At 41.6% G+C, this 26,727-nt stretch carries 21 protein-coding genes; 14 read left to right on the forward strand and 7 right to left on the reverse strand.

Features of this window, described 5'->3' with window-relative positions; translation table 11 throughout:
* Window positions 1-24: 24 nt before the first annotated feature.
* Window positions 25-789: a toxin-antitoxin system YwqK family antitoxin gene (locus FO440_RS20060; protein WP_144250083.1), complete on the reverse strand. Its 765-nt coding sequence runs from the start codon at window positions 787-789 to the stop codon at window positions 25-27.
* A 77-nt stretch (window positions 790-866) separates the two neighbouring features.
* Window positions 867-2,537 (reverse strand): alpha-amylase family protein, encoded by a 1,671-nt coding sequence (locus FO440_RS20065; RefSeq protein ID WP_144250084.1) that lies wholly within the window; start codon window positions 2,535-2,537, stop codon window positions 867-869.
* A gap of 261 nt (window positions 2,538-2,798) precedes the next feature.
* Here FO440_RS20065 and FO440_RS20070 point away from each other — a divergent pair, with 261 nt between their 5' ends.
* The 3 genes from FO440_RS20070 (at window position 2,799) to FO440_RS20080 (ending at window position 6,865) form a co-directional block, all read left to right on the forward strand.
* Window positions 2,799-4,283 (forward strand): xylulokinase, encoded by a 1,485-nt coding sequence (locus FO440_RS20070; RefSeq protein ID WP_144250085.1) that lies wholly within the window; start codon window positions 2,799-2,801, stop codon window positions 4,281-4,283.
* A 29-nt stretch (window positions 4,284-4,312) separates the two neighbouring features.
* Window positions 4,313-5,644, forward strand: a complete 1,332-nt coding sequence (xylA, locus tag FO440_RS20075) for a xylose isomerase (RefSeq protein ID WP_144250086.1) — start codon at window positions 4,313-4,315, stop codon at window positions 5,642-5,644.
* Window positions 5,645-6,049: 405 nt separating this feature from the next.
* Window positions 6,050-6,865, forward strand: coding sequence for an LCP family protein (locus FO440_RS20080; RefSeq protein ID WP_144250087.1), 816 nt, complete (start codon window positions 6,050-6,052; stop codon window positions 6,863-6,865).
* 32 nt (window positions 6,866-6,897) lie between these two features.
* Here the strand turns inward: FO440_RS20080 and FO440_RS20085 are convergent, their stop codons facing one another.
* Window positions 6,898-7,371 (reverse strand): hypothetical protein, encoded by a 474-nt coding sequence (locus FO440_RS20085; protein ID WP_144250088.1) that lies wholly within the window; start codon window positions 7,369-7,371, stop codon window positions 6,898-6,900.
* A gap of 135 nt (window positions 7,372-7,506) precedes the next feature.
* On the opposite strand from FO440_RS20085, the gene FO440_RS20090 reads away from it, so the two are divergent.
* The 3 genes from FO440_RS20090 to FO440_RS20100 all read left to right on the forward strand — a co-directional run bounded on the left by FO440_RS20090 (window position 7,507) and on the right by FO440_RS20100 (window position 10,417).
* Entirely contained in the window at window positions 7,507-8,946 is a 1,440-nt protein-coding gene (locus FO440_RS20090; protein WP_144250089.1) for a phytoene desaturase family protein, read from the forward strand.
* A 161-nt stretch (window positions 8,947-9,107) separates the two neighbouring features.
* Window positions 9,108-10,211, forward strand: coding sequence for a hypothetical protein (locus tag FO440_RS20095; protein ID WP_186292729.1), 1,104 nt, complete (start codon window positions 9,108-9,110; stop codon window positions 10,209-10,211).
* A complete protein-coding gene (locus FO440_RS20100) occupies window positions 10,208-10,417 on the forward strand; it encodes a hypothetical protein (RefSeq protein ID WP_144250091.1) in 210 nt (69 codons plus the stop codon). Before FO440_RS20095 ends, FO440_RS20100 begins: the two co-directional genes overlap by 4 nt.
* Before the next feature lie 101 nt (window positions 10,418-10,518).
* On the opposite strand, the gene FO440_RS20105 is transcribed toward FO440_RS20100, so the two are convergent.
* The 3 genes from FO440_RS20105 to FO440_RS24925 all read right to left on the reverse strand — a co-directional run bounded on the left by FO440_RS20105 (window position 10,519) and on the right by FO440_RS24925 (window position 13,774).
* Window positions 10,519-13,206 carry a family 78 glycoside hydrolase catalytic domain gene (locus FO440_RS20105; RefSeq protein ID WP_144250092.1) on the reverse strand — a complete coding sequence of 896 codons (2,688 nt, stop codon included), beginning with the start codon at window positions 13,204-13,206 and terminating at the stop codon, window positions 10,519-10,521.
* Between the two features lie 86 nt (window positions 13,207-13,292).
* Entirely contained in the window at window positions 13,293-13,574 is a 282-nt protein-coding gene (locus FO440_RS24920) for a YdeI/OmpD-associated family protein (protein ID WP_246104279.1), read from the reverse strand.
* Window positions 13,547-13,774 (reverse strand): DUF1905 domain-containing protein, encoded by a 228-nt coding sequence (locus FO440_RS24925; RefSeq protein WP_246104280.1) that lies wholly within the window; start codon window positions 13,772-13,774, stop codon window positions 13,547-13,549. Before FO440_RS24925 ends, FO440_RS24920 begins: the two co-directional genes overlap by 28 nt.
* Before the next feature lie 513 nt (window positions 13,775-14,287).
* On the opposite strand from FO440_RS24925, the gene FO440_RS20115 reads away from it, so the two are divergent.
* The gene (locus tag FO440_RS20115) at window positions 14,288-16,915 is read left to right on the forward strand and encodes an outer membrane beta-barrel protein (RefSeq protein WP_144250093.1); all 2,628 of its coding nucleotides are present in this window, start codon (window positions 14,288-14,290) and stop codon (window positions 16,913-16,915) included.
* A gap of 296 nt (window positions 16,916-17,211) precedes the next feature.
* Here FO440_RS20115 and FO440_RS20120 read toward each other — a convergent pair whose 3' ends face one another.
* Entirely contained in the window at window positions 17,212-17,994 is a 783-nt protein-coding gene (locus FO440_RS20120) for an RMD1 family protein (RefSeq protein ID WP_144250094.1), read from the reverse strand.
* Window positions 17,995-18,390: 396 nt separating this feature from the next.
* Between FO440_RS20120 and FO440_RS20125 the strand changes: the two genes are divergently transcribed.
* The 7 genes from FO440_RS20125 (at window position 18,391) to FO440_RS20155 (ending at window position 26,716) form a co-directional block, all read left to right on the forward strand.
* On the forward strand, window positions 18,391-18,576 hold the full coding sequence (locus FO440_RS20125) for a hypothetical protein (protein WP_144250095.1): 186 nt from the start codon (window positions 18,391-18,393) through the stop codon (window positions 18,574-18,576).
* Entirely contained in the window at window positions 18,554-18,751 is a 198-nt protein-coding gene (locus FO440_RS20130) for a hypothetical protein (RefSeq protein ID WP_144250096.1), read from the forward strand. The genes FO440_RS20125 and FO440_RS20130 overlap by 23 nt, the downstream gene beginning before the upstream one ends.
* Window positions 18,735-19,703, forward strand: coding sequence for a sterol desaturase family protein (locus FO440_RS20135; RefSeq protein ID WP_246104281.1), 969 nt, complete (start codon window positions 18,735-18,737; stop codon window positions 19,701-19,703). The genes FO440_RS20130 and FO440_RS20135 overlap by 17 nt, the downstream gene beginning before the upstream one ends.
* Before the next feature lie 122 nt (window positions 19,704-19,825).
* Complete coding sequence (locus tag FO440_RS20140) at window positions 19,826-20,998, forward strand: formylglycine-generating enzyme family protein (RefSeq protein WP_144250097.1); 1,173 nt, start codon at window positions 19,826-19,828, stop codon at window positions 20,996-20,998.
* A 458-nt stretch (window positions 20,999-21,456) separates the two neighbouring features.
* Window positions 21,457-24,600 carry a SusC/RagA family TonB-linked outer membrane protein gene (locus tag FO440_RS20145; RefSeq protein WP_144250098.1) on the forward strand — a complete coding sequence of 1,048 codons (3,144 nt, stop codon included), beginning with the start codon at window positions 21,457-21,459 and terminating at the stop codon, window positions 24,598-24,600.
* A gap of 28 nt (window positions 24,601-24,628) precedes the next feature.
* The gene (locus FO440_RS20150; protein ID WP_144250099.1) at window positions 24,629-26,224 is read left to right on the forward strand and encodes a RagB/SusD family nutrient uptake outer membrane protein; all 1,596 of its coding nucleotides are present in this window, start codon (window positions 24,629-24,631) and stop codon (window positions 26,222-26,224) included.
* Window positions 26,225-26,239: 15 nt separating this feature from the next.
* Window positions 26,240-26,716 (forward strand): hypothetical protein, encoded by a 477-nt coding sequence (locus FO440_RS20155; RefSeq protein WP_144250100.1) that lies wholly within the window; start codon window positions 26,240-26,242, stop codon window positions 26,714-26,716.
* Window positions 26,717-26,727 lie beyond the last annotated feature (11 nt).

The raw sequence follows: 26,727 nt of genomic DNA on the forward strand, positions 1-26,727 counted from the left end.
GTTGATATTTTGGATGGTCAAAAATTAGTTCCTTGAGTATGTGTAAGGTCGTTGTTCTTTTTTAACCAGGGTACCATCATTACCACTAAGTTCTACAATGTTTATGTGTGTTTTCTCACTATCAAGAAATGTAATTGCCCAACAATATTTGTCCTTTTCTAAAAACTTTTGAATATATGTAGGTCGGCTACTGTAGTCTCTTTCTAACGGGATATTATTTTTGTCACAATAGTTTAAGACATCCGTGATGGTAAACCTAAAATCTTTATCACGGTCAATTGTTTTCAGCAATGAGCCGTCTTCATTATAATAATACCATATACCAAAATCAAATCTAAAGCTACTTTTCCCTCCCTTAACTTTTATTTTACCGCTAGGATAATACCATTTATAAATTCCAAAGGTCAAACTCGCATCTGTTAAATAATCATTTCCAGAAAACTCTTCCGTTGTTGGATTTGCGGATGCTGCACTTGAATTTGGGCTAAACATCCCTTTACTTATCGAATTATAGCCTCCAAATCTTTTATTTTTATGAGCTTCAATTATAACCGATTCTTTTTTTAAAAAATGTCTGATAATGGTATCATTACCCTTAACAATCGTATCAATTTCCGACTTCCTAAACCCTGCAGTATCAATTGATTCCGGTTGAGGCGATATGTCAGGCAATGTCCAATTATAGTGAGCTGTTTTTATATGTTTTTGCGCCATAACAACAGGGCATAAAATTACAACGCAAACAAATAACACAAATCCAAATATTAAAAGGTTCACAGATGTTTTCATGGGATAAAGATTAGTTAACTAAAGTTAGATAAAAATCCTATCATTTATAATTGACCCTCGGTACTCCACAATAAACCTTATGCCCAGTCAAACTCCACTATTTTGCCATTCATTCGCCATTTTTTTGGTTGGATATTTTCCATCCAGTCTAACGGCTCGGCCAGCGGCTGCACTTTTGCCGCCTGGGCAAATGCCGTTTTTATGGCTGCTTTTTGCGCCTCGCCGGTAGCTTCAGGTTGTGCCGATATAAATAATGGCGCGCCGCTTTGGGCCAGCAGATCCAGCCATTGTTTGTTGCGGCCCCAGGCTATTTTAGTGGTTAGGCCCACGCAATCGCCATCCACCGCGTAAAAGCGGTTATGTTGCGGCAGGCGAAAAGCCAGCGTGTTGATACCCATTTTACGGGTGCGTTCCCATTCGTTACCGCTGGTATCATCGCCAATACGGCACATTTCAAAAATGCCCGCGCTTAAATGGCTCATGGTGTTGCAACCAATAATATAAATGCCATCGCCTGCTGCTTCTCGGATATTGCGGTAAAGGTCAAGAATGATCTCGGCAGTGGTTTTAGTGCGGTCGTTAAAGTTCCAGCCCGGCGCGGTAATGCTGTCTTTCATATCAAAACCCCAACGGCCGGTAATATCATAGGTGCTAAAGTCGTGCTTTACCATTTCATAGCCCCATTGCTTATAAACTTCAAAATTGTGTTTAATGCGCTCAATGTTTTCAGGTATGGTTGGGTCAAGCACCGGGTTTTTCGGGTCGTCCCTGCCGGGGATCTTTGGTGCCAGTAAGCCGGCCTTTTCATCATGCCGCGCACAAAGCGGGCGCATCCACAAGCCGGAGCGCATGCCCAGTTTCTTTATCTCGTCGCCCAGCAGGTGCATGTCCTTGAATTTATCGTTGGGCTTTGAAAAATCATCGTTCCAGCCGCCATCGCCCGGCAAATAAGGCGAGTAGGTGGCCCAGCCCGCGTCAATTACAGAAAATGGTTTGTTATTGGTATCGGTTACCAGTTCGCTCATGGTAGCGGTGGTATTCTTTATCAGGTCGAAGTTATTGTTGCCGTAAGCAAAATACCAGTCGTTAATACCATAAATGGGTTGTTTGGGTAAGCGTGGTTTCTCGCACATCAGGCCGCAAAAACGGTGGTCCACCTGGAATGGACTTTCGCCCGGTTTACTTTGCATGGTAATTACATCGGCAGCGTGTAAAGTACGGTTGCCCAGCAATACGCCGTTACCACCCGAATGCGTATCTAAGGTAAGCTCTAATCCTTTATCGCTTAAACCCCACCAGCAAATGGTGTTTGCGCCGGTTTTCACGCCAAAGCAGGCGGTTTGTTTTGTATCACTGATCAATACATACCAGGGGTTTTTAACACCGGTGGTATTTGTTTTCCATTGCAGGTCGCCGTATGACCGTTCCCAGTGGTCACCCAGATACATGGCCTTTGCAGGCATATTGTGCGCCCATTTTAGCCGCACAGCATTTAATTGCTGCGTTGGCGATGTTACATAAATTCCTTTGGCGTTACCATTTGCTTTTACAACAACTTCAATATCCTTATGACTAAACTTAGCGCCGTTGGTGCCTGTAAGTTTGAACCATTCATCGCCGCTTTGCGCCCAAACTTCGGCAGGCAGGCCCATGGCGGTTGTTTGTGCCGATGTAGCATAAGTTAACCTGCTTAATAATAAAGCAACTGCAGATGTTGAGGATAGTTGAAGAAAATGCCGTCTTTGCATAATTAAATGGTTGTTTTTGGTTCGATCGAATGGGGATTCTACAGGCTTTTAGCCGGCCCGCTAACATACAAGAATAATAGCATTTTACTAAATAATATTGGCATTTGGGCCGATTTTTAAGCAAGAAAATGGTAAAGAAACAAGTGTTGGAAAAATATAATATCGAACGATAGATTTTACTTATTAAAAAAATTAATTTGCGCTTGCAATCAATAACCAATTGTAAAAAGTACACTTTAATTCAACCATCTGATAAACAGTATGTTATTATTAGGAATTGACATAGGTACATCGTCGGTAAAAGTATCTGTTGTGGATGCTTCGAGCCAAAAAACGGTAGCCTCGGCACAATACCCCGACACGGAGTCGCCAATTACTTCATTGCACCCCGGATGGGCAGAGCAATCGCCGGATATGTGGTGGCAGCAGGCCCAACAGGCCATCGCTTTATGCAATAGCAGCAAGAAGTATAACCCGCAGGATATAGCCGCTATCGGCATAGCTTACCAGATGCATGGATTGGTGCTGGTTGACAAAGATCAGAAGCTGCTGCGCGATAGCATTATCTGGTGCGACAGCCGCGCGGTTGAGATAGGCGAGCAGGCCTTTGACACCATAGGCCATGAAGAGTGTTTATCGCACCTGCTAAATTCACCCGGTAACTTCACTGCAAGCAAACTGGCATGGGTAAAGAAGAATGAACCTGCCATATATGAGCAAATAGATAAGATCATGCTTCCCGGCGATTACATAGCCATGAAATTAAGCGGCGAGATCACTACGTCGATCTCGGCCTTGTCTGAAGGTGTTTTCTTTGATTTTATAAACAACAGCATATCCAAAGCAATAATTGACCACTACGGGTTTAGTGAGAGCTTGTTCCCGCCGGTGCAACCTGTGTTTTCAAACCATGGCGGAGTTTTAGCTTCAGTCGCTGCGGAGTTAGGTTTAAAAGCCGGTATCTCGATAGCCTATAAGGCAGGCGATCAGCCCAATAACGCTTTATCTTTGAATGTATTTAACCCCGGCGAAGTTGCAGCCACTGCCGGAACATCGGGGGTGATCTATGGCGTGAGTGATGAGCTGACATACGATCCGCAATCGCGTGTGAATACCTTTGCGCACGTTAATTATACCGAACAACAAAAGAGCCTGGGCGTGCTACTGTGCATTAATGGCACCGGTAGCCTGTACCGCTGGACAAAGAACCTTTTTGGTTCGGCGGTGAGCTATAACCAGATGAACCAGGAGGCCACAAAAGTACCTTTGGGCAGCGACGGTCTGCGCATATTGCCATTTGGCAACGGTGCAGAACGGATGCTGAACAACCAACTGGTAGGCGTGCATTTTCATAACATTGATTTGAACCTGCATACGCAGGCACATATATTCAGGGCCGTGCAGGAGGGGATAGCATCTGCCTTTCGTTACGGTGTGGACATAATGCGCGAGAACGGCATGAACCCAACCGTGATCCGTGCAGGCAAGGCCAATTTGTTTTTAAGCGACCTTTTCGCGCAAACCTTTGTAAACGCTACCGGCATCCCTGTCGAGTTATACCATAACGATGGCAGCGTTGGGGCGGCATTGGGCGCGGGGATAGGCGCGGGCATATTTACATCGCCTGCCGAAGCCTTTAAGCAAATGCACCCACTGCAACTGATCGAACCAACATCAACAGCTTTTGAACCCGTTTACCAGGAATGGAAAGGGCTGTTGGTTAAACAACTATCTATCACAAATTAAGAACCACAAAATCTATAAAACAAAATGTAATGGCAAAAATAGTAACAGGCGAAACAGAATTTTTTAAAGGTATAGGCCAAATAAAATATGAGGGCCTTGAGTCTGATAATCCCTTAGCTTTCCGCTGGTATGACGCTGATAAGGTTGTAGCCGGCAAAACCATGAAAGACCACCTGCGTTTCGCAGGTGCTTACTGGCACTCGTTTGTAGGTAATGGTGCCGATCCGTTTGGTGAGCCTACCCATATCTTCGAGTGGAACAAAAAGTCAGACCCGGTTGAGCGTGCCAAGGATAAAATGGACGCGGCATTTGAGTTTTTAACCAAAATGAACCTGCCTTACTACTGCTTCCATGATGTGGATGTGGTTGACTATGGCAATGACATTAACGAAAATGACCGCCGTTTACAGGCGTTGGTTGAATATGCCAAACAAAAACAAGCAGAAAGCGGAGTAAAGTTGCTTTGGGGAACCGCCAACATGTTCTCAAACCGCAGGTATATGAACGGCGCTGCTACCAACCCTGATTTTCATGTGTTAACGCACGGCGCGGCGCAGGTTAAAGCTGCTATTGATGCTACCATTGCTTTGGGTGGCGAGAACTACGTTTTTTGGGGTGGTCGCGAAGGTTATATGTCGCTGTTAAACACTGATATGAAACGCGAGCAGGAACACCTTGCTAAGTTCTTACACTCAGCTAAAGACTATGCACGCAAACAAGGCTTTAAAGGTACTTTCTTTATAGAGCCAAAACCTTGCGAACCTACCAAGCACCAGTATGATTATGATTCGGCTACCGTATTTGGCTTTTTGCAGAAATATGGCTTGCTTGACGACTTTAAATTGAACATTGAAGTTAACCACGCTACATTGGCGGGCCATACTTTCCAGCATGAACTACAGGTTGCCGCCGACAGCGGCCTGTTAGGCTCTATCGACGCTAACCGTGGCGATACCCAAAACGGTTGGGATACAGACCAATTCCCGAATGATATCAATGAGATCACTGAAGCTATGATGATCATCCTGCAGGCAGGTGGTTTACAGGGCGGCGGTATTAACTTTGATGCCAAGATCCGTCGTAACTCAACCGACCAGACCGACCTGTTCTATGCACACGTAGGTGGTATGGACATTTTTGCAAGGGCGCTGATCACTGCCGACAACATCCTGCAAAAATCAGAATACAAGAAACTGCGTTCTGACCGTTACGCGTCGTACGATAGCGGTAAAGGTAAAGAGTTTGAAGAAGGCAAGCTATCATTAGAGGACCTGAGAGCTTACGCTATTGAGAATGGTGAGCCTAAAGCGGCCAGCGGCAGACAGGAATACATCGAGAACCTGATTAATCGTTATATATAATCCGTAAGGATTTAGAAGTTAAAGTCCCGGCAGCAATGGCGGGATTTTTTTGTTTAAAACAATAGGTGATCCACTTAAAAATATGGATCACTTGGATCATCTTTTTTGGTAACATGTTGTAAATAAGTATTTTGGTAAAATGGGTGGATCACTTTGGATCACCATTAAAAGTCAGCATAATTGAGTATAATACTTTGTTAAGATGCTGATAATCAAATTTCTCAAAAATGACTATTTTTTGCCTGTTTTCATGGAGTGGATCACCAAAAGTGGATCACCCCAATTTTAACTATCCCGACAATTAGACAAAACCTTTACTAACGCCGTTTCGTATTTATACACTCCGTCAGGATAAATTAAAAACTTGTTTAGATCAATTAACTTTTATTGTTAGTTTTAACCATTATGAAAAGAATACTCACTTTATTGCTATTATTTGCAGCATTATCGTCAAACGCGCAGAACTATTTATTCATTGGGATTGACAGCCGAAGTAAAGAACTGGCAGGTAATGCTGATATGATCATGATCATGACGGTGCATAAAGAAAACCTTAAAATGGCTTCGATCATGAGAGATACTTATGTTAATATTCCGGGTCATGGCATGGACAAAATAAATGCCTCATACAGGTATGGCGGAGCTAAGTTATTGATCAGCACTATTAACAATAATTTTAAGACCAAAATAAGCAGTTATATAGTTGTAGATTTTATTAACGCGGCAAAAGCTGTGGATATGCTTGGCGGTTTGGATATGACCGTTACAGATGAAGAACGCCAGCAGATAAATAATTACGTTAAGGAACAGGTAATGTATAATAACAACAAATATGTTGAATTAACGGATACCGGGAACGTAAAACTAAATGGCGACCAGGTATTAGCTTATACCCGGATCAGGCATACTGCCGGTGGCGACAGAAAACGTACAGAAAGGCAACGTACTGTTTTTAACATGATCATAAAAAAAATGTCGAGTGATAAGGTGAGCATGGGTACTTTAAAAAGTATGTTCTTATTGTTCAATACTAATATTGATTATCACGCGGCTATGGAAACCGCAGGTTACGTATTGCTTGATCCGCATCATAAATGGCCTGAAACCAAAGTATTCCCGGCAGAGGATTACAGCAGGGGATGGATCAAAAATGGTATATGGTATTTAAAGGCCGATCTGCCAACGATGGGTAAGGATATCAACGAGTATATTAAAAATTAAGCTATTGATGTGTTGCTGTTTGACAGTAATATCTACTTACTGTCAAACAGCATTATTTTATCTTTATACTGATCGCCATAAAAAACCAATAGTTGGTACGGGGCTTTATGCATGCCGAAGGCCATTGTATGTAAACCGGCCGGCAGGTTGGTTAATGTTATTCCCCATACAGGTTTACTGTCGATACTGTTAGTAACCCCGGTAAGTTTTTGCATATGCCATTTACCGGTAGCCGAAACTACACCATTGTATTTAAACTCCGCGTCTCCCGCAAAATCCGGAACATTGGTGGCTGTAAATGAGCTATCTGCGTTTAATGTGATGGACGCGTCTTTAAATATCCCTCTTTTCAGTTTATCATTTACGGTTTGTGTTTCAAAATGATAAACGCCTGTAACATCTTTTAACTTGGGTTGTTTATAAGGCAACCTTATAGCGTATGGATCATAATGGCCTACGCAGCCGGACAATAGTAATGCTAACAACAAACAGGAAATAGGTTTCATAGGACGACTAAGCTACAATTTTAATCAATATTTTATATTTATTATTGACGATAGGGGACTTAATTATTTGTTGGCAATAATAACGTTATTTGTAAAGGAGAGAACCGAATAGAAACCTGACAGGTTAACTTGCAAATGAATCTTGAAAAACGTGATTATGACGCTGTTATAGTTGGCTCGGGGCCTAATGGCCTTGCCGCGGCTATTTTGCTGCAACAACAGGGCTTATCCGTTTTGGTAATAGAGGGTAAAGATGTTATTGGCGGCGGGTTAACCACTGCCGAATTAACGCTACCCAGTTTTAAGCATGACGTTTGCTCGGCCATTCACCCTATGGCCCTTGCTTCGCCATTTTTCAGGACATTACCCTTAGCTGATCATGGGTTGGAATACATCTTCCCCGGGCTGGCTGCCGCGCACCCTTTTGACGATGGTACTGCCGCCATCCTTGATCATTCTATCCAAACAACTGCACTGCATTTGGGCGCTGATGAACGGGAATACACTAAAATTATGCAGTCAGTAACCGCTGCCTGGCCGTTAATAGACGAGGATATTTTAGGCCCGCTGCATTTCCCCAAACATCCTTTAGCTTTGGCGGGTTTTGGGCTTAAGGCATTAACCAGTGCAGGCAGCTTTGTTAACCGGTTTAAAACCAAACAGGCCCGTGGCTTATTTGCCGGGATGGCGGCACATTCCATACAGCCGTTAAGCAATTTGAGCACAGCCGCGATCGGTTTGGTGCTGCTGGCTACGGGGCATATGAAAGGTTGGCCCATTCCCAAAGGCGGGTCATCATCCATAGCCAAAGCTTTAAGCAGCTATTTTACGTCGCTGGGCGGCACTATTCAGACCGGATTATACATCACCTCATTAGATCAATTACCATCGGCACACGCCATATTATTTGATATTACACCCAAGCAATTGCTACAAATAGCCGGGCATAAATTCTCTGTCATTTACAAGTGGCAATTAGAGCGTTACCGTTATGGTATGGGGGTATTTAAGGTTGACTGGGCTTTAGACGGCCCGATACCATTTACCGCTGCCGAATGCCGCAAAGCAGGCACCATACATCTGGGGAATACATTTGAAGAAATAGCCGAAGGCGAGATACTTTCAAGTAAAGGAAAGATAGCCGAAACGCCATTTGTGCTATTGGCGCAGCAAAGCTTATTCGACAGTTCAAGAGCGCCACAAGGCAAACAGACCGCATGGGCCTATTGCCACGTACCCAACGACTCAACCCATGACATGACCGCCATTATTGAAAACCAGGTAGAACGTGTTGCCCCGGGTTTTAAGGACCTGATCCTGGCAAAAAACACCATGAACACCGCTCAGGTTGAAACCTATAACCCCAACTACATAGGCGGCGATATTAACGGCGGCATTATTGACCTTGCCCAGCTATTTACGCGGCCCGCCCTGCGCTGGTCGCCATATAAAACATCGGCTAAAGGTTTGTATATCTGTTCCTCATCAACACCTCCCGGTGGTGGCGTACATGGTATGTGTGGTTATAACGCTGCTAAGAGGGCTTTGAAGGATGTTTTTGGGATATTAGTTTGACAGGTATAAGTTATATCTTATATTAGTGATACCTAAACCTAAATGCCTTAATGTACTACCGCCTAATAAAATATAATTTTGAGCAAAGAATAGACGAAGCTGGTATAATGCTTCGCCTTGTATTTGTTTTGACGCTTTTACTATTGATTGGTCAAATATCAATGGCCCAAATAAAAGTCAATATTAGCGATATTAAAAAAAAAGATTTTGTAGACGCCGAAAGTGCCTTAGGTTTTGGCCGTGAAACAAAATTTGAATTGGCTCCTGTCAACAATCAATGGTTGTGCAATCAAACCAAACAGCGCTATAATGCAGCGTATGCCTCGCCTGGCGAAAAGGCTTATTATGAACGCGAAAACTCTGTGCAACAAAAATTTGTCAAGAAAATTGATGAGCAAACTATCGTAGATTTTTTAAAAAGTATAGCAGTAGTTGAGCCTAAATTTTCATCAGCGGCATTAAATATCACTCCACAAACTATTAGTCATTATGCCGATACCAGCAAATTTGCTGACAAAGCAAAAAACAACCTTTCTGCAAAACAGATCCAAATTGTATTGACAGAGGAATTAAAGCCTGAACATATAAAAGAAGCAATAGATTCTTTGCAACATGACTGGTGGACCGACGATTATCCCTATTACAGCATTCATATCATCCTCAAAAATAACGACACAGTTAAAATTGAAACCAATAGACAACCAGGCTATATGTTACCATGGCGGATAAATAAAATAGAAAGCTATGATCTAAATATTAACAAGTTTTTTGTGGCAGTGATGGGTAGTTACAAGCAATCAAATAAAAATCGCCTGGAAGGTGGTTATCTGCTCAGTCAGATCTGGGATTATTGCTATAGAACTTTTGCCGATAATGCCATTATCAGGGATAATTGGCAAAAACTCGATCCTGTATTCTATAATAAACTAAAAGCTAATTTTAAGATAAAAGATCTGCGTGATTACACTACCGATAACGGTAGACAAGTTGAGGGGATATTGCAGCCTAACGTTCTGCCTGAAAAAGCTGTGATAAAGGTGTGGGAAAATTTTGACAGCACCAGGTTTTTAAAAAAATTAATATTATTTACAGATAGCCTGAAGCGGTATTTTAAACAAAGCAATTTTGTATTTGATTATTATAAACAATTTCCGGCAACCCAAATAATTTTCGGATGGTATCAAGAAAGATCGATGAAGTGGTTTACGCCATACGCAAAACTAAATTTGACCAATTTGTTAAAGCCAATCCTGGTATTTCCATGAAAAATATTACTCGCTTTTCGGTTGAGCGATTGAACCATGAAGAATCGCAATGGATATTATTGCCTGATGGTAAATTGGTTTTAATTGTATATTTTAAAAAAGATGTAGCCGGACTAAAAAACAGTCTTTTGCCCGCAACTAATACTATGCGTAAAGAATGCTTTGTAGTTTTTGATAGAAATGGGAATTTGTTATACCAACTTTAATTGTCCTCTAAAATTAATGTTTTGTTAAAATGTCTATTTCCCATTTTTTTAAGTGGCGAAAATATGTCAATTAGACCAATTGGGTATAAGCTACTCGTGCCTTACCTTACTCTAAACTGATACACTCCAGACTTAAATTCAACCACATATTCACCATTCAGTTTTTTAACAAGTATATTCTTCCCGTCAACACCCTTTGCAGATTTATATTCCCCAGGCAAAGTAAATGTAGCTGATGAGTTTGCGGGCACTTCAACCAATACATCCAAACCTCCTTTATCATCTTTTTTCCATTCTGAACGGATCTTCCCGAACAGGCTGTTATAGGATGATTTGCAGTACGTGAGGTCGGCTACCGGTTTTGGTTCGATCGTGAAATGTTTCCAGCCAGTGTTTGCCGGGTCAGGCCTGATGCCGCCAATGGCCGAATAAAACCAGGTTATTACACTGCCAAACATGGGGTGCGAATGCGAGCCACCGCCTTTCCATTCTTCCCATAGGGTGCTGTTTTTGCTGTCCAGCAAATAACCAAATCCCGGGCTGTCTTTTTGATCCATGATCTTGTAAGCGATATCGTCCCTGCCGTTTTGCGAAAGTACTTTCAGCAACAGCGGGGTACCCAATATGCCGGTATCAAAATGATAATTGATCTTGTTTAGATGATCAAGCAAAGCGTTAAAAACAAAGCGGTATTTTTCTTTCGGTACCAGCCCAAAAGCCAGCGCAAATACGTCTGATCCCTGCCTTCCCTGCCAGTAGGTATTGGTTGAAGCGTTGAAATAGGCCTTGTTAAAATTGACTTGTATCTGCCCGGCAAGGATGGCAAATTTAGTTTGGTCCTCGTTTTTACCTAATATTCCGGCAATTTTAGCCATCAGGTCTGCAACGTGATAAAAGTAAGCGGTATTAACCAGCGGCTCGGGGATCTGGATATTGTCGGGTGTACACCAATCGCCCAGGCACCAGCCGTTTGGTTCTTCGTGCGATATCAAGCCGTTTTTATCGGTTCTGGTTTGCAGGTATTCCACCCATTGTTTCATCCCCGCATAGTGATGTTTTAACAATGTAGTATCGCCGTAATAAGTAAAATAAAGCCACGGCATGATCACATATGCCGACCCCCAGGCTGGGCCACCGCCACCGCCGGCAAATGGCGCGGTATGGGTAACAAAGCCGGTCTTTTTATTCCGGGCATCGTCTATGTCATTGATCCATTTGCTGTAAAACTGCGGCATGTTGAAAGATAATAAGGCGCTTTCCATCCCCACCTGCCCATCGCCGGTATAACCCAGCCTTTCGCGGTGAGGGCAGTCGCTACTCAGGCTGCCGTGCAGGTTTGCTTTCTGCGTTTTTAAATAGGCGGTGTATATTTTATTTAGAAACGGGTTCGAGCATTCAAAACTTCCGTTCGGGATCACATCCGTATGCACTTCTTTAACCCAGATTCTCTCGCCGTCAAGCTGTACACCCGGCGATGTCACTTCAATCCGCCTGAAAGCGTGCCAGGTAAAGCGTGGCTCCCATGTTTCTGTGCCATCGCCTTTTAAGGTATAGGTATCTACTTGCCCATAATCTTCGCCTTCTTCGCTGATATACCTGATCTTTATCTTGTCGCCGGCTTTGCCTTTAACCGTTATGGAGGCCCAGCCTGCTACGGTTTCATCTAACTGATAGTGGTAAACGGCATTTTCTGTGCTTGTTAAGACCGGTTTTAAAACACGGGTTACCTTATCAAACGGTGCAGCTTGCGGATGCAACGCGCCAGTGGGTGGCTTCACAAAAATTGCCGTTTGCCATTTGGCGTCATCATAATTGATTTTGTTCCATTCGCCTAAGCTTAGCCGAGCGTCGTAGTTTTCGCCGGTAAAAATACCGTCTTTTAATAGCGAACCGGTGATTGTTTTCCAGCTATTATCAGACGCTATAACTTTGGTCGTTCCATCAGTATAAGTTATTTCTAACTGGAAGATCAGCTTGGGCAGGTCGTACCACATGTGGCCCTCCACGGTCCTGTCGCGCTGGTTGTACCAGCCATTGCCCAGTAAGATCCCTATGGCATTATTGCTTTGGCTGATGTTGTTGGTCACGTCAAAAGTATTGTAAAGCACCCGTTGAGTTGATTGGTCATCATAAGGGTATAACAGCTTTTTAAGCGTCCGCTGATCATAATTGGTAACGGCAGGCGCCAGCACCTGATCGCCTATTTTTTGGCCGTTTAAATACAGTTCATAAAAGCCCAGCCCGCTTATATAAACTGTTGCCTGTTTTATTTTTTTAGTAGCCGTAAATTCCTTACGGAAAAAAGGGGAAGGGTAGGTGATCGCCGAGTCAGGATACAGGTCTTTAAAAGCGCCTATCCATTTTGCGGTCCAGTCGGTTGGTTTCAATAGACCTGTTGCCCATGAAGCAGGCTGGCTCCAGGCCGAGGGCTGATTGTTCTCATCCCAAATCATTACTTTCCAGTAAACTTTTGTTTTTGAACCTAACGGTTTTCCCCGGTAAATAATCTGGGTTGAATTAGTAGAATGAACCACACCACTATCCCAATAATCACCATTATTTTGGGCGAGTAAAGACAGACTGCTGGCCACAATTACCCGGTAAGCCTTTTGACTTTTACCTATATCTGCAGACATCATTTGCCAGTTTAATGCGGGGTGCGGGTTGTCTATCGTTAATGGGTTGGTCAAATAGTCGCATTTAAGCTGCGCGATCTTTACAGGCGGTTTAGACCATGCAATAGTTGAAACAAGCAGCAACAAGATAATGCCGGCAAATATTTTCTTCATTTATAACTGGGTTAGCAGATTTTTGGGCTTAACCAAATAAAGGTAATATCAATTGGCTAACTATCCTTAACTGTCTGTTTTTTAAATTAAGGCTTGTCGCGCCCTATAAACCGGCCTTTTCCCAGGAGGAAATCAATTGCCCGCGCAATGTTCCTGTCCACACTTTCTTCTGATTTTAGCCGGGCGATATACCTCACTATCTCCAACTGTAATGATGGCCGTAAATTATCAAAAATGGCTTTGGCATCTTTGTTCAGGCTTAATGCTTTGATTAATTTAGGGTGATGGGCTATCACACGTTCATTGGGATCAAATTCTATTTTGACTGCGATAGTTTCACCTACCCGTTTAGGCGAGTTTTTAAGCATGGATGATTAATGTACAACCGCCAGATGCCTTTCATTTTCACTAACCGCTGTAAAAACGGTTTGTCGTTAATGGATCCTTTAACCGGGATGGGGCTTTTATCTTTTTGTGCGTCGGCAAAAAGTTGCGCCAATACCACGTCAGGCAGGGTAACATAGGGGTTGATTCTTATGATCTCTATTTCTGCGTTAAAGGATTGCATGGCAGGTTATGATAATGCTTTGTTTAAAAATACTGGTTAAACAAATAGCCCAAAATATATGAGACAGGATAATCCTTCTTTCATTATTCAAGTAAATGCTAAAACTACTTCATGAAAAAATAGAGGGCTGCAACTAACAGTATTTGCATACAAATCACAGCCGAAAGCCGCTTAATACCATTTAAGGCAAATGGGACGAATAGGTATGCCGCCAAAGATAAACCGTATACAACCAGTGTTAATACGGTAACAATTAAAAGATTAGGGCCTTCAGGGTCATTGAATAAGGCAAAAAGCGTTCTGGAGCAAATAATAGACATTACTGCAAGTATCACTAACGGGATCGTCTTTGATTTAAAATACAGATTTTCGACGCTATTACCCATGGTTTATAAGATGAGTATTTTAACAAATATAATGATAATCTCTGAAAGTGAAATTGCAGAATAATGTAACTACGGATAGTCGTCTTTCAAAACATTTTACATATAATTGCATACACCTACTTATTACATGCCTCAAAAATTAATTGTTTTATTTGCTATGTTATTTTGCATGTATGCCGGCAAATTGCATGCGCAAAAAAGCGTTAATGTAAAGGGCAATATTACCGATAGCACCTCTGCCCCGCTTGAAGGAGCAAATATCCGTATTGTTTCATCAACAGATTCTTTCAAGTTAACCAGTGATGCAAAAGGCTTTTTTACATTCCACAGTATTAAACAGCAAAGTTTTCAGCTTAAGGTAAGTTATTTGGGTTATCTGGATTTTGTAAAAAACGTTACAGCGCCCGATAATGGTGACGAGATAAATTTTGGCACTATTATCTTACTTACAGATGCCAAAAACCTGAAAGAGGTGGTAATAAAAAACAAAGCACGGCCCATAGTTTTAAAAAAGGATACGATAGAATATAATGTAGCATCATACCATAAGAGCGACGAGGAGATGGTGCAGGATCTTTTGAAACGACTGCCGGGCTTAACTGTAGACAAGGACGGGAACTTAACATCAGAAGGTAAGCCGGTAACTAAAATACGCGTAAACGGAAAGGATTTTTTTACCGGTAATGTTTCAGAGTTTATAAAACAGCTGCCGGTTGGCATATTATCAAAAGTTCAGATAGTGAATGATTACGGCGACGACGCGGCTTTTACAGGTATAAAAAAGACATCAACCCAAACGTTAAACCTGGTTACTAAGCCGGGTATGGACAATGGCATGTTTGGCAATTTTTCTACCACCGCCGGAACCAACAAACAATTAGGTACAGGTGCATCAGGCAATTACTGGAGGTCAAGCAGGCAAATTTCTGCTTCGGGCGATATAAGGACCGCAAAGAATACTGTGGGTTCAAACACTTATAATAGTATGGGTTTTGGTTATGGCGATGAGCTGGCAAAAAAACTAAATATACGTGCAAATTACAATTATAACAACACAAAGAGCAGTGCCCAAAACAAAACCTTTACCCAAACTGTAAATTCGATAGGGCAAATAGATAACGATGTTAACAGTATTACGGCATCACGCAACAACCAGCACAATCTAAATGCAAATTTAAATTATGTGCCCGACACCATATCATACATCAGTTTTAACGCCAACATAGGTTTAAACAGAACCAACGACACATCATTTTCAAACGCCCAGCAGACGGGTGTTATAAAGCAGGGACTGATCACCGGTAATTCAGGAAACGCAAAATCGCCAAGGGCAAATGCCGGTTTAACAATTGGCCGTAACCTCAACCGGACTAACCGGCTTACTGCAACCCTGCAATATAGTACGGATAATACAAGCTCCAACAACCAGATCAACCGCAATATCCGTTATTATGATACTTTGGGGACTTTTAAAAAAGATTCGACATTTAATAGCATGGTCATAAATACCGCCCATTCGCAAAATGTTTCGATCAACATAATTTACACTAAAATCCTATCAAAAAAAAGCAATATTGACCTTACATATTCATTTAATAAAAACACGCAAAAAACGGTATTGGAAACAGACCTGGTAAAACCGCTTAAAGGTTTAGCCAGGATAGATTCATTGAGCAGTAATTCAAGCAACTCTTTTAGTATTAGTCGTTTAGATCTTAATTATCGATTTTCAGGCCCAAAGCTCAACATGACCGATGGTATTGCCATACAACGCAATGCAATGTCCGGGTTTTACAAGCAAAATGATAAAGTGAGTATTTCAACTTACAACCTGTCGCCTGTTTTTAATGTTTCCTATTCGCCATCGGTAGAAAACCAGTTTAGTATGTCATATTATGGCTTCAGCCAGTCGCCATCGCTTGAGCAACTGCAGCCTGTACGCGACACCCACGATTTGCAAAATGTTATCATCGGCAATCCAGATCTTAAACCATCTTTTAATCATTCAATAAGCAGTAACTACAGGCACAGCAGTCCAAAAGGTCAATTGATATCTTTTTCCCTGAACACATCTTTTTCACAAAATCAAATTATCTCCAATACCAAAATTGAAAAAGACACGCTTAATTCGCTTAAACAAATAACAACCTATTTAAATGCCAGTGGCACAAATAATGTAATGGGTACTTATGAGTGGTCAATCCCCATAAAAATAGGTAAGAATGTGTTAAGTACCAGTTTTTCGGGCATAGTAAATTTGGGCAGGCAAGTGGTATACACCGATAACCTTAAAAGCTTTAATAATACCCGTAATTTATCGCAAAACATTAGGACGATGCTTAACCTTGATAAATTTGGCACCGATATAGTTGTTACGTACATGCAATCTTACAATCATTACACTGTTGGGCAGGGTTTAAATAATACAACATCGCAACTAACCATTAACTGGGGCGGGCGCCTTAACTTTGCCAATACCTGGATAAATGCAAATATTAGTAAAAGTTATATACATGGTTACACCAATATCGGCGCAAATAACCCTTTAATTGCTAATGCATCGGTACAGCAAAGCCTGTTTAAAAACAAATTGTCGCTTAATTTACAGGTAAACGATATTTTTAATCAAAGTAACATGGTAACGCAGCAAGTTTCTGGCAATAGCATTATCAGCAATAAATCCAGTTATATAACCCGTTACATAACTTTCACATGTGTTTACCACATCAGTAAGTTTGGGATATTTAGAAAGTAATAGATGTTATTCTAAGGGACCGTATTAAAACAAGAAAACCGGTGCTCCGTCGCCAAACATCCGCACCGGTGTTATACAAATCTTTCACTGTTAATCATTGCCAAAGGGTATGAATGGGGGCAATTGTATTAATCAATTCTGTAAAAGTTTGAAGAAATTGGTTGTAGCCCAATTTTTGTGTTAGGGGACGAAATTGGATGGTTGTAAAACAACAACTGGCTTATGTGGGAGTACGGTTAGTTGCCGTTTTATAAAGATTTTAGCAGTTGGATATTGTGCTTTTTTTAAATATAGCCTTAACTTAGAATTTTGGTCCAGAAAATATTGAGAACCTCCACGAGGATGAGTATGATGATGATCAATTCTAACCGGTAGCTATTTCTATATTGTAACAGGTCCTTAAAAAGTTCAAGGTTATCTTTTACAATGTTTAATCCTTCCTGTATATCTCTAAATCTTTCCTGCAGGTCAAACGTGCGCTTTAAATCGCTATGAATTTTGGTCAGGTTCTCATCATCCCATGTTTCCGGCGGCGAATCAAAAATGTAGAGATTTTCAGAGATCCGGTTCTTTAGCACCAATGTTTTGCCTATGTATTTTTTTAAGTTAATGCCTGATATGTTGAGTCGTCCTTTAGCTTCTAATATTTGAGTATGATGATTGGTTTCTTCTATCAGTTTGGTTGTTTGTTCTTCATAATAATCAAGCGCTACAGATTGGGATACAGTCAGCATAATTAACCGTAAAACTTCAATGTCTGATCCTGCTATCTCGATAGAATTGAAACCTATCTTATTTTTTGGGGCATTCGTAAGTATTTGAAACTCTTCGGTCAGATTTTGATCAAAAGGGTTTTTACAATAATTAGATATGATCCTTAAAAACTCAGAGCGTTTTATTGCTTCATAATTTAAAAAGCATACAACGCCATATTTAAAAATGTAGATGAACTGTTCGTTATCCGTTTTGTAAAATAATTCGTCCGAATCGCTATAGTACAGATCTGATTTAAAAAAAGATTTAAATGCTTTAATATCAATACTGTCGGCTATTTGATATGATAAGACTTGTTGCAGCATAACAAACTATTTTAAATTGTACAGGCAAAGCATTAATTGGCAGGCACCAACAAACTTTGCCTTAAAGGTATTTAATTGCTGCAAATATTCTTTTAGTTTATGGTGATTGAACACAAATAATAAAATAATCTACTAATTCTATAGAAATTACATTTTTTATTTGAAAAATATATTATGTTTGCATACTCGTAACGGAAAAACAGACAAAACGAAATGGAAAAAGCCCTGACAATTTATACCGGAACTATCCACCCGGAATTAAATGGCAACCAGTATTGTTGTTGCTAAACAACACACCACGTTATATATACGGCAGGCAAACATTTCTGTAGCAGCCTGTCAATCCCGATCAAAACATTTCAGAATCAACATATTTTTAACCAATAAAATATACTTATGACACTCGCTGACGTAACACTCATAGCAAAAAAAATAGGGGTGGGTATAGTAATTACTATCGTACCTTTTGTAATTATTTTTGGCGGTTTGTGGCTTACCCAAACCTTACTCGCCAAAGATCAACAGCCAACTAATGTTCAATCTAAAACAACAACACCTCATGCAACTGGCACCGGAAACTAAACAACGAATAATTAAAAACGTCATATTAAGCCTTTTTATTTACCTGCTGCCCCTGGTACTGATGTTTGGCTCGTTTTATATAACAGGCCAGCGCCCATGGGAAAAGAAACACGTAAAAACTAACACAAAACCATCAACCACTAAAAAGAACGTAAGTAATGACATCAATGATTGATTTTATAGAAAAAGCCGTAAAGAACTTAAACGACTACGGTTTCTCGGTATTAGTATTGATACTGGGCATATTAGAGTTTTCATTCGGACTTTATAAAAAGAAATGGAGTAAAAATGAAAGATGGGTAGACATTGCGTGTTTTACACTGCCAAGATTGGTGGTTAGGCCGGCAGTAGCTTACTTCGGCTTAAAATTTTTACCCTTGATATTACCCGCGTTTAAGAACACGTTTGACTGGGTTCCGTTTTTCTGGGGATGCATTATCATTGCAATCGCCGACGACCTTACCCAATACTGGTACCACAGGCTGCACCATGAGATACCGTGGTTATGGCGCTTTCACCGTACCCACCATTCTGCAAACTATATGGGCATGGCTATGGCCAGCCGTCAAAATGTAATTTATACTATCTTCTTTTCGCAAACATACCTTACTACGGCTTTGGTTTACCTGGGCTTAGGTATACCCGCTGTAATTGTAAAAGGGATAAAAGGTACTATTACCACGCTTGCACATTCAAGTATCCCATGGGATAAACCATTTTACAAATACAAAATTCTGCATCCTTTAGCGTGGGTTTTAGAGCGAACTATATCAACACCGGCTACGCACCACGCGCACCATGCCGCTACAACCGACGATGGGGTTGGTTACTACAAAGGCAACTTTGGCAACATGTTCTTTTTATGGGATATTATATTTGGTACCGCACTTACATCAAGGCAGTATCCTGCATCATATGGTATCTCGCATTATGAAAGCGATCCATGGCATGCACAGTTGTTGTGGCCGATCTTTAAATCGCCGGTAAAGGGCAGCGAACTTGCAGCCGACGGACCGATGGTAAGACTGGACGACCCCGTAACTGAAAACGCGCTGAAAAGCAACCAGGAAGAAAGTGTTCATCAACTTGAACGTAATGAACAACAATTACAGCCTGTAGCGATATAGACTTGATATTACCCATGTTTTATCCTATCCTTCGCCGGTTTTGATATAGCTTTGATCTTTACTTATCTTTGTAAAGATCAAAGCTACCGGTAAAGTGATCGGGTAAAATACATCCCCTTAAAATGAAAACACAATTACTCAGGTTCTCTAATTTACTGTTGATTTCTTTTTCACTGCTCACAGCGGCCTGCCATGAAAAAAGCAAACCGGTTGTAGCAATAGCAACAGGCAAACCTGTTGTGGTTAATACCACTCAAAAACCGGCTATATGCTGCGAATCAAACATACCTAACAGGTATGCACCCTCATTCCAGGTAAAGAATGTCAGTTTGCCCAGCGTTCCGGTAAAACCGGCAGCTAATCATGATAAAATGGTTTGGATCCCGGCAGGTACTTTTCAGATGGGTGGCGATAATAAACAGGCGCAACCTGACGAATATCCCAAGCATAAAGTAACTGTCAATGGCTTTTGGATGGATGCCACTGAAGTAACCAATGAACAATTTGCACGTTTTGTAATAGCTACAGACTATGTAACCACTGCCGAAAAAAAGCCCGATTGGGAAGTGCTTAAAAAACAAGTACCACCAGGCACACCCAAGCCGCCTGATAGTGTATTGGTTGCCGCCTCGTTAGTGTTTGTACCTGCAAAAACCAAGATAGAACTGAACGATTATGCGCAATGGTGGAGTTGGAAAAAAGGTGCCAACTGGCGGCATCCGCAAGGGCCGGGCAGTAATATAAAAGGAAAAGAAAAATACCCGGTTGTACATGTGTCTTATTACGATGCGCTTGCCTATTGCAAATGGGCACATAAACGTTTACCTACCGAAGCCGAGTGGGAATGGGCAGCACGAGGGGGATTGAACAATAATATATATCCCTGGGGTAACGAACCCGTAAATACCGGTAAACCCAAAGCCAATACCTGGGATGGGGCGTTCCCATATAAGAACACACTTAATGATAAATTTTACTTTACAGCACCTGTAAGCTCATTTGCACCTAATGGTTATAAATTATATGATATGGCCGGTAACGTATGGGAGTGGTGTGCCGATTATTATAACTATAAATATTACAGCACGCTTAATCCGCAGGGCGTAAGTAACCCGCAAGGGCCTTCAAAATCGTATGATCCTGATGAGCCTTTGGTTACCAAACGCGTTGTGCGCGGGGGCTCTTTTTTATGTAATGACAGCTATTGCTCAGGCTACAGGGTAGCCCGCAGGATGAAAACCAGCGAGGATAGCGGCATGGAACACCTGGGTTTTAGGTGCGTGCAAAATAATTAATTAATATTCACTTATTTTTTCAAATAAAGTTTGCACAGAGTCAATTAATTAACTATAATTGCAACTTAATCTATAGGATTAGTAGACAATAAAATATAAAACGTGAAAACACACGCTACCCACCCAATAAACATGAAAATAATGGCGCTTTATTTTAACGGCGCTGCACACATGTCATACTGTTGTTGTTATTAATTGTCAGCTGGTATCAGCGTTTTAAACCCTGCGGCCTTTAGTGGGCAGGAAGATCTCTAAAACTTTATGTAACTCAAATCATCGTCCCCCCCTAAAGGTGATGCTGCTTAATACAACAGGAGGCAATATGAAAAAATAAATACATACCCTACAATAAATAAGGGAAAAAGCATTTGCTCTTTCCCCATCACTTAAAACAACGAAACAGGTCTCAATTGGCGTTGCTCCTGTTTCAATTATGTCATTTTAAACAAATCAAAGTTATGCAAAATATTGCAAAATTTGACTGGGCCTATACTTTGCCCCCGGTTAAACCCATCTTTACACCCGTAAAGATCTTATTACTGCTGTTGCTCTTCCTGCCTTTTATTTCATTTGGACAAGAAAGCGAGGCAACTGTTAATTCAAAGCTTTTTGGCCGTGTTTTAGACGCGACAACTAAAGAACCGCTTCCCGGTGCTACAGTTAAAATTGAAGGAACCACACACGCGGTATCAACCGACCTACAGGGTAAATTTAATTTTGTTACCGCGCAAAAATTCCCTTACAAGCTGATCATAACGTACATCGGTTACGAGCAGCAAGAGCTTGAAGTTGACGGCAGCCCTGTGGAGATTTTGTTAAAAGAAGCCGGCGGACAGTTAAACGACGTAGTGGTTGTAGGTTACGGTACGCAAAAACGTAAAGACATCACTGGTTCTGTGGCATCAGTACCGGTAATAGCGCTGCAGCAACCTGCAGCCTCGCTTGACAAGGCTTTACAGGGAACCATCTCGGGTATACAGGTTACGCAAGCTACCGGCCAGCCGGGCGCGGGTGTTACCGTTCAGATCCGTGGTGTAAACTCTGTTAACGCTGTTGCCGAGCCTTTGTACGTTATTGATGGTTTCCCAACCTCTAACAGCAATTCGCTTACCGATGCAGGTGTTACCAACGGGCCAAAGATCAATCCGCTATCTTTTATTAATAATGCCGATATAGAAAGCATTGAGGTTTTAAAGGATGCGTCAGCAACCGCTATTTATGGTACACGTGGTGCCAACGGCGTAATTATTATCACCACAAAAAAGGGAAAGTCGGGCGTATCGTCAATAAATTATGATGGCAGCATAGGCTGGCAAAACGTTACCAAAAAAATATCGCTTTTAAATACCGACCAATGGGAGTCTCTAAGAAATGATGCTTTGGTTAACAGTGGTAAAACCGCACAAACAGATGCTGTACTAAACCCATACAATGTTAATACTGACTGGCAGGGGGCAGCATTCAGACAGGCTATGTCAGAAAATCACAGCCTTTCTATTTTGTCAGGTACAGATAGAACTCGTATTGCATTTTCAGGTAATTACCTTAAACAGGACGGTATATTGAACAACACTAACTTTAAGCGTATTTCAGGTCGTTTAAATGTTGAACACAATTACAATGATAACCTAAAGCTTACTGCCTTTGTTACAGGCGCACATACCGAAGCGCAGGTAGCCCCGCAAGGTGTTGTTCCGGCTATACTTTTAATGACACCAACTACCCCGATTTATAATGCCGACGGAACTTTCTTTTTAAAGAATATTTATGAAGGTGTGTATGGTAACCCTATTAACACCCTTTACAATCAGCTCAATCAAACCACTACCAACCGCATATTAGGTAATTTTGCTGCCGATTACAAAATTTCTAAAGACCTTACAGCAAGAGTATTATTTGGTGTAGACATTATTGATAACAAGCAGAACCGCTATCTTCCTTCTACCGTTTATGAGGGGTCAGGCTTTGGCGGTATTGGCGAAGTGGGCAGTTTATTTTCAACCAACTGGCTAAATGAAAATACCCTGACTTACAAAAAACAGATCGGCAAAAATTCGATCAATGTTTTGACGGGATTTACTCAACAAGCATTTAAAGGCGAAGGCGCAATTGCCGGCTCGTACGGATTTGTGAGCGACTATAGCGCGTACAACAATTTAGGTTCTGGTAACAATACATCTATAAACACAAGCGGTTTTGCAGTAGCACCTTCGTCATCATTAAATTCCTGGGCGCTTAAATCATACTTAGCAAGGGTAAACTATGGTTATGATGACAGGTATCTGGTAACCCTTACCTTACGCACAGACGGTTCATCTAAGTTTGCCCCGGGCCATCAGTGGGCATCATTCCCGTCAGCTGCGTTTGCCTGGAATGCTTCAAGCGAGGATTTTGTTAAGGATATTAACTGGCTTAGCCAGTTAAAGCTGCGCGTTAGCGCGGGTAGCACCGGTAACAGTGATATCCCTGCTTACCAATCATACTCGCAATTAGGTTCTTACCGTTATAATTTTGGTAATACCACTGTTATAGGATTTGCACCTAATAGTTTATATAACCCTAACCTAACCTGGGAAAAAACAGCACAGTACGACTTAGGTTTGGACTTCGGTATATTAAAAAACCGTATCAGTTTTGTAGCCGATGTTTACTACAAAAAAACCACTAATCTGCTTTTATACCTGCCATTACCTGCAACAAGCGGTTTGACAATTATTACCAACACTGCTATTACCAACCCGCAACAGTATGAAAACGTAGGTGCTGTAGAGAACAAGGGTTTTGAGTTTAATATCAACTCGCATAACCTTGTTGGCGCTTTTCAATGGAATACCAACCTGGTGTTTGCTCTTAACCGCAACAAGGTACTTAGCCTTGGCGGTAACGGTGTAAATCAATTTATACCTGATTCATCATTGCCATCTATCTTAAAGGTAGGCCAGCCAATAGGATCATTCATCGGATACAAAACCAATGGCCTAATCAAAGCAGGAGAAACAGCTTTAACTCCTGCTGCAAACACCTCACCAGGCGGCCAGGCTTATGTTGATTTTAACGGCGACGGAAAAATTACCCAGGCGGCAGATAGGACTATATTGGGCAACGCGCAACCTAAATTTACAGGTGGCATAACCAATACCTTTAATTATAAAGGCGTTGACCTATCCGTATTTCTGCAAACCTCATACGGAAACAAAATATATAACCAACAAAGAGCTGTGCTTGAGTTGGGTACAGGTTATACCAATGCAACAACCACTTTGTTGAACAGATGGACCCCTACAAACACCAATACTGATGTACATAGCGCATTCCAGGATCCGGCTGCTACTATTTCTGACCGTTTTGTTGAGGACGGATCATATCTGAGGTTAAAGAACCTGACCATAGGTTACACCTTCCCGCAATCACTTGTAAAAAAGGCTACTATCAAGAAAGTACGTGTGTACCTAAGCGGAGAAAATTTACTTACCTGGACAAAATACACCGGTTACGATCCTGAAGTAAGCAGCAACGAACAATCGTCAATAACATTAGGAGTTGATAACGGCGCTTACCCTAACAGCAAAACTGTTGTGGCAGGGGTTTCCTTATCGCTTTAATTTTTAAATCAGTACAAATTTTTCGATCATGAAAAAAGTAAAATACCTTATATTATTAGCAAGCCTTGGGGCTGCTTCATGCGCCAAGCTTGGAGAAAACCCTAAGTCATTTATACCTGCCAGCCAGTTTTACAAAACCCAAGCTGATGCTGTTGCGGCGGTAACCGCGGTGTATTCGTTACTAAACGCCGGATCAAATACCATACAGACACCTTATAATACTTTGTTTAACACGGGCATGGATTTTATGGCTGATGATGAAGCTCCCGGACCGGGTGCAACCAATGCCGATGTTCGCTCGCAAGCTGTATTGGGGCATGCTTCATCCGGTTTGCGCATCTTACAGATTTGGCAGCAGCACTATGCGGCTATAAAAAAAGCCAATATTGCTATTGATACCATACCATCCATCAAATTTGACGCCACATTAAATAAACGTTTAATTGCCGAGTCTAAATTTTTACGCGCACTATTTTATTTTAACCTGGTGCGTTTATATGGCGATGTGCCTTTGGTATTGCATGATCAAACGTCTATTAAACTGTCAGATTTGCAAGTACCGCGTACTGCATCGGCCACTGTTTACGCGCAAATTGAAAAGGATCTTACCGAGGCGACTGCCGATTTACCCACCTCATATTCAGGTGCTGACGTTGGCCGTGCAACCTCGGGTGCCGCGCAATCTATTTTGGCAAAGGTTTATCTTACCGAGCGTAAATGGCAACAGGCCGCTACAACAGCTTTAGGTGTAATCAATGGCCCTTATGGCTATGACCTGTTTACTAATTACGCTGATGCATTTCTGCCGGCTACAAAGAACGGCAAAGAGCATATTTTCTCAGCTCAATTTAAATCAAACTCTCAAGGTCAGGGTAATAACCAGGCTCCGCGTTCTGTACTTACCGGTATCCCGGGTATTACAGCATCGTATGCAGACCAGGTAACATTTTACACAGTGCCCGATGTCTCAAAACCTGATGGCAAAGATCACTTCTTTAGTGTATATAAATTGTACCCTGCACAGGATAAGCGTAAAGGCGAAACCTTCGTAACCCGTTTCTTAAGCCCGTCAAATGGTAAATATTACGGTAAGTTAAACGACCCGTCTATCCCGCTTGATTCAGTTCCATTTTTTAATAAATATTGGGATCCAAGTGTTGTGGGTAACCTGTCAGAGTCAAGTGCGAACGTATCAATTATCCGTTTTTCGGATGTGCTACTGATCCACGCCGAGGCAGAAAACGAACTGAACGGTCCTACGCCCGCGGCTTATACTTCATTAAACAGGGTAAGACAGCGTGCCGGCTTATCTGCATTGCCTGATGCGGTATCAGGTACATTAACTCAAAATCAGTTAAGAAAAGAAATATACCTTGAGCGCCGTCTTGAGTTTGTATTTGAATACCAGCGTTGGTTTGACCTGATCAGGGAGCGCGACGATAATGACAACGGTATATTGGAATCCAGTTTATTGACGGTAGGTAAAACTAACGTTTCAAAGGGTACAATAAGTTCTATCATTATTAACGGTAAGCCGGTGTCAAATAAATTCTACCTGTTCCCTATCCCTCAGCAGGAAATTGACAACAGTAACGGCAAGCTTGTACAAAATCCTGGCTGGTAAAAACAACAAGATCATATGAAAAAGCTAAGCATTTTATTGATAGGCATAATCGGGCTATTGGGTTCCGTTTATGCGCAGAAGAGTGTAATAAATTCAGGTTCGCACCAAATTGACCCTAAGGTAAAAGTTGAAGTAATTAAAGTATTAGACCAATACCTGGCCGCTTTTAATGCCCGTGACCTTGACGCGTGGGAGCGTACCTACCAGTTTCCGCATTACAGACTGGCAGGTGGCAAAGTTACCGTCCTTGAAAAAGCAGGGCTGCGTGATCCTAAGAAAGTTTTTGGCGAGCTACAAAAACAAGGCTGGGATCATAGCAAATGGGATCACCGCAACATTGTACAGGCATCAGCAGATAAGGTACACGTGGATACCGAGTTTACCCGTTATCGTGCCGATGGCAGCGTAATTGGCCATTATGAATCGCTCTATATTCTTACCAAAGAAAATGGAAAATGGGGCATAAAATTCAGATCGAGCTACGCAGATTAATAACTAAGTCG

The organism is Mucilaginibacter corticis (genome assembly GCF_007558865.1).
Lineage (GTDB): Bacteria > Bacteroidota > Bacteroidia > Sphingobacteriales > Sphingobacteriaceae > Mucilaginibacter > Mucilaginibacter corticis.